General features: G+C 36.8%; 9 protein-coding genes and 1 riboswitch. Of the genes, 4 read left to right on the forward strand and 5 right to left on the reverse strand.

Translation table 11 applies throughout. The features are described from left to right. Positions 1-116: 116 nt before the first annotated feature. Positions 117-2,522, reverse strand: a complete 2,406-nt coding sequence (locus NZ519_07775) for a TonB-dependent receptor (protein ID MCS7028647.1) — start codon at positions 2,520-2,522, stop codon at positions 117-119. 48 nt (positions 2,523-2,570) lie between these two features. Then, positions 2,571-2,675: riboswitch (TPP riboswitch) on the reverse strand. A 46-nt stretch (positions 2,676-2,721) separates the two neighbouring features. On the opposite strand from NZ519_07775, the gene NZ519_07780 reads away from it, so the two are divergent. From NZ519_07780 to NZ519_07790, 3 genes are read left to right on the forward strand one after another with little or no spacing between them, the layout of a single operon-like run. Further along, entirely contained in the window at positions 2,722-2,850 is a 129-nt protein-coding gene (locus NZ519_07780) for a hypothetical protein (protein ID MCS7028648.1), read from the forward strand. Between the two features lie 60 nt (positions 2,851-2,910). Further along, a complete protein-coding gene (locus NZ519_07785; GenBank protein ID MCS7028649.1) occupies positions 2,911-4,479 on the forward strand; it encodes a Ppx/GppA family phosphatase in 1,569 nt (522 codons plus the stop codon). 4 nt (positions 4,480-4,483) lie between these two features. Next, entirely contained in the window at positions 4,484-5,725 is a 1,242-nt protein-coding gene (locus NZ519_07790) for a geranylgeranyl reductase family protein (GenBank protein MCS7028650.1), read from the forward strand. A gap of 29 nt (positions 5,726-5,754) precedes the next feature. On the opposite strand, the gene NZ519_07795 is transcribed toward NZ519_07790, so the two are convergent. Together NZ519_07795 and NZ519_07800 are read right to left on the reverse strand one after the other, a co-directional pair. Next, positions 5,755-6,351, reverse strand: coding sequence for a hypothetical protein (locus NZ519_07795; GenBank protein MCS7028651.1), 597 nt, complete (start codon positions 6,349-6,351; stop codon positions 5,755-5,757). 158 nt (positions 6,352-6,509) lie between these two features. Further along, positions 6,510-6,968: a hypothetical protein gene (locus tag NZ519_07800; protein ID MCS7028652.1), complete on the reverse strand. Its 459-nt coding sequence runs from the start codon at positions 6,966-6,968 to the stop codon at positions 6,510-6,512. Positions 6,969-7,160: 192 nt separating this feature from the next. Between NZ519_07800 and NZ519_07805 the strand changes: the two genes are divergently transcribed. Continuing rightward, positions 7,161-8,381: an ABC transporter permease gene (locus tag NZ519_07805; GenBank protein ID MCS7028653.1), complete on the forward strand. Its 1,221-nt coding sequence runs from the start codon at positions 7,161-7,163 to the stop codon at positions 8,379-8,381. Here the strand turns inward: NZ519_07805 and NZ519_07810 are convergent, their stop codons facing one another. Further along, complete coding sequence (locus tag NZ519_07810) at positions 8,382-9,212, reverse strand: phytoene/squalene synthase family protein (protein MCS7028654.1); 831 nt, start codon at positions 9,210-9,212, stop codon at positions 8,382-8,384. 12 nt (positions 9,213-9,224) lie between these two features. Then, complete coding sequence (crtI, locus tag NZ519_07815) at positions 9,225-10,751, reverse strand: phytoene desaturase family protein (GenBank protein ID MCS7028655.1); 1,527 nt, start codon at positions 10,749-10,751, stop codon at positions 9,225-9,227. Between the last annotated feature and the right edge of the window lie 114 nt (positions 10,752-10,865).

Raw genomic sequence — 10,865 nt, forward strand, 5'->3', positions numbered from 1 at the left:
ATAGCCCAGTGCGTAGCGAAGCGAAGCACCGAAGCGTGAGCGTAGCCCGAAGCACGCCGACCTTGTGGGCATGAGCGCAAGCGAAATGCCCACAAGGGCACGCCCAAAAAATTTTATCAAAAACGTATATCCAAAGTAATGAAGTAGTTCAAAGTAGCTTGGGGAAAGTAAAAAGGTATGTCAGTTTGTACATCGCCGTTAGCTGTGCGAGTAATAAAACTATATGTGTAGCCGTTCATACTGTAATGTGTGTTTGTAAAGTTATTGACGTTCAATTTGAGCAAATATTTGCCATGTTTAAGCCATTTGTCCAAATAAATGCCCCCCGCAAAGTCTGCATAGAAAAAGCCTGGAATGGTTAAATTTTCATTAGAAGTGTTGTCCAAGTAGATTTTACTCACGTACTTGCCTGCTACTTCAAAGAATAGCCAACTCTTAGGTACATACCTTACACTTTGAAAACCTATTACACTCGGACTATACGCCGTGTTCGTATTTTTGAACACAACTTTCTTGTTCTCTACAAAATTCCCGAATTCATCTAAAACTGTGTAAAATTGCGTAAACTCCTTGATTTTATTTTGACTAATAGCCATGTTTTGAGTTAAGTAAAGCTTTTGTGCAATTCGCCAAGTCCAATCCCATTCTATTCCTCTGCGAAAACTTTGAGGAGTATTTCGCTTCAAAGCTATACCAATAGCGTTGTATTCACCTGTAGCAACAATTTCATTTCTAAAATTCATATTGTACAAATTGGCTTGCAAAGTGAAATTTTTAGTCTGATAGTTTAGCCCAATTTCAATATCTACGACGCTTTCAGGCTTTACTGCGTCTAACCTAAGTCCGCTGTATGCGCGTTCGCCTAATCCACCGAACATGTCTATGCGCGCAGGTTCGCGCGTGGTCATACCTATGGAAGAATATACACTAATTTGCTTGTTTATTTCGTATCTAACACCTGCTTTGGGATTGAAAAACGTCCAAGAAATAGGATCTACCTTAAAGGTATCCCTCAAAATAGGAAAGTCTTTGGCAAGGTAACGAAAAGAAGCATTCCGAATTTGTGCATCGCCATAAATTAACAATTTGCCAAAAGCGCGCTGCGCTTTAATGAAAGCACTCATGTCTGTTTTATATCCTGTATTCTCATATACTCTGTGCTTGGGGAGAGTACCCGGTGGGAGTAGTTCTGCATTGAGAATATCTTGTAAATGTGTACCTGAATGCGTATTACCGTGTACGCCCAAGATAAACTTGTTTAGACTATCTTCATAGATAGCATTTGCCATAGCACCATAGGTATCTAAAACTAAATCGTACGTACAGAGAGCTTTATCTATACCTGTAATTGTATCCGTAGGAGTGATGATATTAGGTAAATTTAGACTTTCAAAAGTGGGATTATACACAAATGTACGGTAGCCCCCTCGCCCTTGTATGTAATACGGAGATGCACTTAAACGTATGCGATTATTGATTTTCTGCTCATATTGAAGTTGATAAAAGTTTTGCATAAACACGTCTTCATCATATCGTGTAAGGGGATTATAGCGCCTATTTGTGTCTAAGGTTTTTTTGTCTATGGCTAAATAAGCCAACTTAGATTGTTCTTTACCTCCAAAGAAGTTAAATTTGAGCACGCTATTTTTACCAAAATAGCCCCCGCTAAACATGTAACTGTTAATGTTTGAACCTGAATTTTGGCGATAGCCATCTGTGTAGGTGTTAGAGAATCGCCCGTAGAAAGCAAATTTATTTTTAAGTAGACCTGTATGGTATTCCGCTGTGGCGCGTTTGCTATTGAACGAACCGTAACCTAATTGAACATTAAACGCTGGATCATGCAATAGATCTTGAGTTACATAGTTGATAGAGCCTCCATAAGATGCAGCGCCATTTGAAGAAGTACCTACCCCGCGCTGAATTTGAATACTTTGCAAACTATTGAGAATATCAGTGATATTGACAGAGATAACCCACAGGTTTTCACCGTCATTGTAGGGAATACCGTTGATAGTAGTGTTGATACGAGATTGATCCATACCGCGAATGCGCAAAAACTGGTAACCTATTCCTGTGCCATTATCGCTGTAAAATGTCGCTGCCGTAGTACGATTAAGAAATGCAGGAAGGTCTTGTCCATAATGGACTTGTTCTATCTGTTTTTGAGTGATAACTTGTTGAGTGAAGGGAGCTTTTTCATCTGCGCGGATACCTTCTACTACTACTTCCTCTTTCATGATGTTGAGAGGATTGAGTAGAAAGTTGGCTACTACGTTTTCGTTTTTGATAACTACGGTTTGTTTAGTAGTTTGGTAACCTAACATTTGCACTTGTACGGTGTATGTACCTGGATCAAGGTTGTACAGACCGTACTGTCCTTTTTCGTCGGTGGTAGTACTTTCTTCTGTTTCAAGGATGGAAACCACCGCACCTGCTACAGGCTGTTGATTTTCTGCATCTTGTACAATGCCTGTAATAGAAAAGGTAATCAAATTAAGGATTAAACCGAGAATATACATAACGCTTTGAGATTAAATAAATGAAGGTGGCTTAAAAGATGCCTGTATATTCTCGTATGACGCTTTCCCTTCGCAAGTATTATCTTGGTCAGGTAGTGAGGGTATACTCTCAGCCTGCGTATGCAAGATACACAAGCACCCCTAAGCCGATTGCAAAAGTACAAACAAAAATGGAATAAAAAAGTTTTATTTGATTTTTTTGGGCGTGCTCTTGCCCACACTTCGCTTACGCTTGTGTGGGCAAGGTCGGCGTGCTACGGGCTACGTGCGGAATGCCCCGACCCTTGCGCAGCAAGGGGCACGCCCAAAAAATAAAATTATCTTTTAGACCTATTTAAGTAAAAGTTTATCAATTTTGGTTATGTAGATTTTGCGTTACTTTTGTGTCATGGAAAATATTCAAGTTTTGGCAGCTATTGATTTAGGTACAAATACTTTTAACCTCACTTTTGCCGAAATTAAAAGTAAAGATGAAGTCCAAATTAAAGAAAAGTATAAAGAAATGGTACGATTGGGGCAGGGTGGGATTGGTCAAGGACAAATAGCTCCCGAAGCTTTTGAAAGAGGATTATGTGCGATAAAAAAATTCAAAAAAATTATAGATGCAAGAGGTACAAATAAAGTAATCGCTATGGCGACTTCAGCGATTCGAAGTGCCAAAAATGGAAAAGAATTTATCAAAACTGTCAAAGAACAAACAGGTATAGATATCCAAGTTATCAACGGAAATGAAGAAGCCGCCCTCATTTATCAAGGTATAAAACATGCTGTTCATCTAGATAACGAGGAGGTTTTAATGATAGATATCGGTGGGGGAAGTGTAGAATTTATCGTAGGCAACGCCAATAGTGCTAAACTGATACGGAGCATAAATGTAGGTGCCCAACGTTTATTAGATGCTTTTGTAAAATCTGATCCAATTACAGAAAATGATCTTGCCCAACTTAGAAGCCACCTCAAAAATGAACTTGAAAAGCTTCTGCAAGAAATCCAAGAATTTGAGGTAAAGACTATTGTAGGTTCGTCAGGTTCTTTTGAAGCAATAGGACAAATTATTGCCCACAAACAAAAAAAAGATATTACAACCATCAATGAGTTTTCTTTCACGCCCCAAGACTTTAAGTCTGTTTTTCATCAAATTGTCAATTCAAATGTACACCAGCGCTTGCAAATACCTGGCATGGATAAGCAACGCGTAGATATGATTGTACCTGGTTGTATTCTTATAGATTTTGTACTTTCTTATTTACCTACGGTTAAGATACTTAAAGTGTCGCACTATGCGCTAAAAGAAGGAATAATTTACAATTACGTAGAGGAACATGCTGCCCAACTTTTAGAGATTCATACACAGCTTGAGCAAAATATTCGTACAAAAAGCGTAAAAATGCTAAGCAAAAGGTTTGGGGCACATCAACAACATGCTTTACAGGTAAGTCATTTAGCTACTAACTTATTTAATGCACTTTTACCTTTACATCAGTATTCACATAAAGAATCTGAACTACTTAAATATGCTGCTCTATTACACGAAGTTGGGATGTTTATAAACCGAAGCGGCTATCATAAACATGGACAGTATATTATTCTTCATTCAGGTTTAGCAGGATTCAATAGTGATGAAATTGTTTGGCTAAGTAATATTGTTCGCTACCACAGAAAAAGCCTACCTTCTTTAGAGCATTTACATTACAATGTATTATCTCCCGCTGAAAGAGATAAGGTTAATCGGCTATCGGCTATATTACGAATTGCAGTAGGGCTAGACTATGCCCGTAGGCATGTTGTAAAGTCTGTTTCAGCAGAGATTAAAAAAGATAAAGTGATACTTTACGTACATGCTGATGAGGTTCCTGATGTAGAAATAGATTTTATACGACAGAACGCATTAGAACACTTTAAGTTTGCTTTTGGTTTAGAACTTAAAGTAGAGCATCAAATAAAAAAGAATTCGTAGTTGTATGGATGAGCATGAAAGAATAACTATTATTGGTGCAGGACCTGCGGGTGCTACGGCTGCACTTACCTTAGCTAAACTTGGTATTCCATGTACCTTGTTCGATAAGGCTATTTTTCCAAGGGATAAAATTTGTGGCGATGCTATTAGCGGTAAGGTTTTAGAAGTTATTCGCAAAATTGAACCTGCTTGGATAAATGAACTACAAGCCCAACCTTATGCTTTAACCACATGGGGAATTAGCTTTATATCTCCGGACGGTCATAGAGTAGATTTACCTTTTCAAAAACAACCTCAACCTGATAAGCCACCAGGATTTGTTATTCGCAGAAAGGATTTTGATAATTTTTTAATTGAAAAGATCAAAAAAGAACCTCTTATTCGTTTTCATGAAGGTACAGAGGTTAAAATTGCTCGCTATAGACCTGACAGCATCATGATTGAAACCGATGGCAAGGAAAAACTTATTTACTATACCAAAGTTATTTTAGGTGCTGACGGGGCAAATTCTATCATAGCTTCTCGGTTTGGAAAATATGAATTAGACCCTAAGCACCACTGTGCGGGGGTAAGGGCTTATTTTAAGAATGTACAAGGTATTCATTCACAAAATTTTATTGAGCTACACTACTTAAAATCTCTTTTACCTGGCTACTTTTGGATATTTCCTCTGACAGAAAATACAGTTAATGTAGGCATAGGCATGCGCAGCGACTATATTAGCAAGTATCGTGTAAATTTGCGCCAAAAAGTTTTGGATTGCATTGAAAATGAACCTGAACTTCGCAAAAGATTCACACATGCAAAATTGGAAGGTAAGATTACAGGATGGAACTTGCCGTTAGGTTCAAAATTAAGAAGATTATCAGGGCATAGGTACTTACTTTTGGGCGATGCAGGCGCATTGATAGATCCTTTTACAGGCGAGGGCATAGGCAATGCTATGTATTCAGGTTACTTAGCAGCTTTAACCTTACGGCATTGTTTAGACCATAAATTAGACTTTTCAGAAGAAGTTTTACTAGGCTATGACACAGCTATTACACAAAGACTAAAAGCAGAACTAGAAATCAGTACTACTTTACAGCGTTTGGTACAGTATCCTTGGTTATTCAATTGGATAGTAAAAAAAGCAAGCCGTTCAAAAGGCTTGCAAGAAACACTTGTTTGCATGTTTGAGGATGTTAGTATGCGTAACTATTTCAAAAGTCCTCTGTTTTATCTTAAAGTTCTGTTCAATTTTTAGCAATATAAAGTTTTTACAAGTATTAACGTCTATTCTTCTACTTTTGCAAGGGCTACAATAGATCTTGCAATTTCAAAAACAAAAAAATCATCAAGAGCTTCTTCATCTTCTAATTTGAAATACTCAATGAGCGCTTTTCTGTCTTCTTCTTTAAGGTTATCCACAAAAATATAGCCTAATTCACCAATAGTTTTAGCCCCTGTGTGCTTAGTGATCACTTCGGCGGAAGCCTTTCCTATACCCTGAATAGCTTCTATAGGAGCACTAAGCAAATCATTAAATCGTTTGTTTTCATATTCTTTGTCTAATGCTGCAGCTATGTTAATTCTTTCGTACTTAGCCAATTCGCAAATAGCGCGAGCAATGCCTACAAAAGGTTTTGCAATCAGTTCTGCACGATTAGAAACCCCAAATGCTTGACATACAGCTTGTAACTTATCAGCAGGCAAACGGCGTAGTTTAAGGTTGAAATACCGCATAGTTTCGATGTTGCGAATGCCCATGATTTCATCAAGAACTCTGGCCGCGCTAGGTCCGATGCCTTCTAAAGCAGATACAGGGGCATTTAGTAACGCATTGAGCGTATAATGCTCATATTTTGTATCAACAGCTTTTTTAATATTCATAGACTTGAGTTTTGAAGTTTGCTACAAAAGTATGGAAGTGCTTGTAAAATTCAAAAAGGAATTTATGAATTTTATTTAGAAATACCGCTGGAATTTTTGGTCTCATAAAAAAACTAATGGCTTGTGCAAACTTTGTAGGTTAGCTTAAAAAGGTCAAATTATCTATCATTCTGATGCACAATCTTGACAGGCGCTTTTTCCACAGAATTTAGAAACTTTTTGAAAACTTTGTCCCCCTGCTGTTTACTTTTATACATTTGTCGTAAAACAATGTGGTAGGCATTTAGATCGTTACGTAGCACAGCTACATGAGTTAAAGTGTTAGCTTCATTATTGTGCATACAAGCAATGTGTCCCTTAAAGAAGGGCGTTTTGAAATTTTCTATTCCATAATCTGTTTCTGGCTTATACTTTTCTACAATCTCTTTCTTTGCCGTTTCTATACTAACTTCGGAGATGCGAGGCATTACTTTGAATTCTAAAACATCTTGCTCTTCAAGTCCTACCGCTTTGAAATAAAGTGTATTTTTTTCTTTTACTATCCCACTTCCTTTGGGAATTTCAAACCCATCAGGTAATTCCATTACAAGGTTACCTACTCTTATGGGGGTAGTCAAGAAAAGAGAAAAAGTAAATACAAGAATAAACAGTCCTTTCATACCTTAATTTATTAAACTCTGCAAATTTACGCAAAAAAAACTAACAGCACAAATAATTTATATGTATTTTGTGTAAAAAAATCAAATTTTATTGTATGCAGTTCATATCAAAAAGCAAAGTAAGAAGTTATTAGAATTTATTTTTGTGTCATGTTTGCACGTTATATAGCTTTTAGAACAATTTTTCAAAGAAAAAGAAATAAAAGCAGTGTAATTCTATGGATAGGAGTTATTGGAATAGTTGTATCTGTTTGTGTGATTCAAGTGGCTATTTCCATTCATAGCGGTTTTAAAGAAGCAATTACCCAAGCTATTTTTGGGTATGAGGCCCAGCTGCAAATCGGTAGATATAACGCCCAAGAGGGAATAAGTAATGAACCTATATTTTTTTCAGACAGCTTAGTCCAAAAGTTAAAAAGCAAACATCCGAATATAGAGCGGATTAGCCATTATGTTCTACTACCTTCATTAGCACAAAGTAAAACAGACATAGAGGGTATTCTCATTAAAGGAGTAAGCAAAGAAAATCCACTTGAGTTTTTTAGGCAACACCTTGTTGAAGGCAAACTTCCCCATACAGACAGTGCTTTGCAGGTTATTATTGGTAAAACCTTAGCCCAAAAGCTCCAACTCAAATTAAATGATAAGTTAAAACTCTTTTTTTTACAGCAAAATGCTAAGGCGCGTGTAGTTAAAATAGTAGGTATCTTTCAAACTAACATGCAGAATATTGATGAAAATACAGTTATAGCATCGGTTTATCTGTTACAAAAAATCTTAGATTGGCAACCCGCTCAAACGATGGGGCTAGAAATATGGCTTAAAGATAAAAGTAGATTAGAGCAAGATAAAGACAGGATTCAAAATATTTTACATCACTTGGGGATATTAGAACAAGAAGTTTATACCATTTATCAGCTTTATCCGAATTTATTCAATTGGATTGATTTACAAGGTGGGCATGTGCGCATCATAATCGCTTTAATGCTAATAGTGGCTACTATGAACATGACTTGCACACTTTTAGTGTTGATTTTAGAGCAAACTCAAACTATTGGAATTCTCAAAGCAATGGGAGCAAAAGAGACTCAAATTAGAGGTATTTTTATTTATCAATCTGCTATGTTAATTGCTTTGGGCAGTATCGTGGGGAATGTGCTGGGTTCAATTATCGTTTTTATCCAACAGCATTACAGAGTATTGAAGCTCAACCCCGAAAGTTACTTTTTAGACTACGTACCTATGCGTTTTAGTATAACCAGTTTATTGTCTATTGATTTTGGTGTAATTGTGGTCTGTACAGCCTTTATGCTTTTTCCTGCTTTGTACAGTAAGAAAATATCTCCTATTAAAGCAATAAGAATGCAGTAGCTACCATAATAAAGATGCCCGTGCTAGTAAAGTCAGCTTATGAAAATTATTGATACGAATACGCTTTTGTAAAACTTCCTCAACACTTTTGCGCTGTATTTTTTTGAACAAAGCATAAAAATAAGTATGGGCAATTTGTACCCCTTTACGGCAAGTTTTAGGTAGCAAATCGATCCCTTTTTGAGCTTCTTGAAATTCTTGTTCTAATATCTCTTCGTAGCGCTTTTTAGTTTTTTCTGTAATTCTGCCATTTTCTAACAGCTCTTTGGGAATATAAACACGCTTCCTAATTTGCAAATCTGCTTGGATATCTCTCAAAAAATTAACTTTCTGAAAAGCAGAACCTAACTTTTTTGCGTATGGTATAAGAACCTCCCTTTCTTTTTCATCAGTTACGAACACACACAAACACATTAGTCCAACTACCTCCGCTGAACCATAAATATATACAGCTACTTCATCATCCGTATATTCATGTTTGGTCAAATCTAATTCCATGCTATGCAAAAAAGCGTCAATGTACTCTCGGGGAATGTTATAAAGATGAACCACTTCCTGAAAAGCATGCAAAATAGGATTGATTGAAAATTTTAGCCTTAGCGCCTTATCTACTTCCTTACGAAATTCTTCAAATACGGCTTTTTGGTCTTGGTGATAGAAAGTATCTACAATTTCATCAGCTAATCGCACAAATCCATAAATAGCGTATATAGGCTTGCGCAAGGAAGGATACAAAAGATGGATAGCCCTGCTAAACGAAGTGGAATACTCTTTTGTAAGTAGCTTAGCCATTTTGGCGCAGCATTGAGAATATAATGCAAGTGCGTCCATATATGTTAAAAATTATAGGTTTGCTTTTTCAATCCGTTCAGTAACTAACTTTGAGCTAATTACAACCATTGGCAGACCTGTTCCAGGCGTAGTAGATGCACCTACATAGAACACATTTTTGTAGTCTTCGTCATAGTTTTTAGGTCTAAAGCCACCTACTTGCAGCATCCCATGCGAAAGTCCTAACCCTGAACCTTTGTATAGATTGAATTTGTTTTGCCAATCTATGGGATTCATAACGTGCATTGTGTCAATGTAGTCTAAAATGTTGTCTTCTATGCGTTCCTGCAAGTCCTGAATAATATTCAAAGCAAAGCTTTCTGTATCGTTCCAATCTTTTTTATAGCGTAGGTCAGGTACAGGGCATAAGATAAATACATTTTCGCACCCCTCGGGCGCAGTAGTAGGATCAGACTTTGAGGTTACATTGACGTAGTAATAAGGCTTTTCAGGCGCGATAGTAGATTTGAATATCTTACTTGCATACTCTTTGAAGTTATCCCCCAAAAAGTAATTGTGGTGTATCAAATTTTTGAGTTTTTTTCTAACTCCAAGGTAAATAGTAAAAGGTGAAAGTGTCCAATCTAACCTATCCAACTTTGATTCTTCATATTTAGCTTTTTTGAGCACTTTTCCCCTAAAAGCAGCTGCGTCACTATTTACTACAAAAATATCTGCAGCGTATTTTTTTCCATTTTGATCTATGAAAGCGGATATTTTATTCGGCTTTCCGTTTTCGTAATCTACAATTTCTGTATTGGTAATAAATTCTACACCTCTTTGTTTGAGTATTTTTTCAATTTCACGCACGATGCTGTACATCCCGCCTTTTACTGCCCAATACCCATCATGTTTGAGCTCGGTATAATTGAGTAAAGCATAAATAGAGGGCGTTTCAAAGGGCGTAGAACCTAAAAAAAAGGCTACTAATGAAAAAATAATTTTAGTTTCTTCGTGGTCAAACGTTTTGTCTAATACTTTCCACATGGATTGGAATAAGTACGGAATGTGTTTTAGGGGAACTTTTGTCATTCCAAGCAGATAGTGAGGGATAGAGTTAAAATTCTTCTTAACGATTGTTTTTTCAGTGTCGTGAAAAAATTGGGCGGCTTTTTCAAGATACTTTTCTATTTTTTCTCTGAAATTACTTTCAAAAGCAAATTCTTGGGCAAGTTTGTCTATGTCTGTGTAGATTTTGAAAGGCGTTTTGCGGTTTCTAAAATATACTTGGTAAATAGGTTCTAGCTTTTCTATTTGAAGCGGATTTTTAATTCCTATACTATTAAATAGTTCATCAAATTCGTAGGACATAGAGTAGAATGAGGGACCTACATCAAAGCTGTATCCTTTATCTTGTAGAATGTTTAATCTTCCCCCTAAGGTTGAGTTTTTTTCAATTATTTTTACTGTGTAACCTTTTTGAGTAAGTCGCAGTGCGGTGCAAAGTCCTCCGAGTCCTGCTCCGATAACTATGGCGGTTTTCATAGGGCTTATTCGTGTAACGGTTTTAGTTGTAAAATAGTTCATTCCAATGTACATTTATCAAATTCTGGTGTTAGGATTATGTAATTTTTTGTTTAATTTTTTGGGCGTGCCCTTGCCCACACTTCGCTTGCGCTTGTGTGGGCAAGGTCGGCGTGCTACGGGCTACGC

It is taken from the genome of Bacteroidia bacterium, assembly GCA_025056095.1.
Classification (GTDB): domain Bacteria; phylum Bacteroidota; class Bacteroidia; order JANWVE01; family JANWVE01; genus JANWVE01.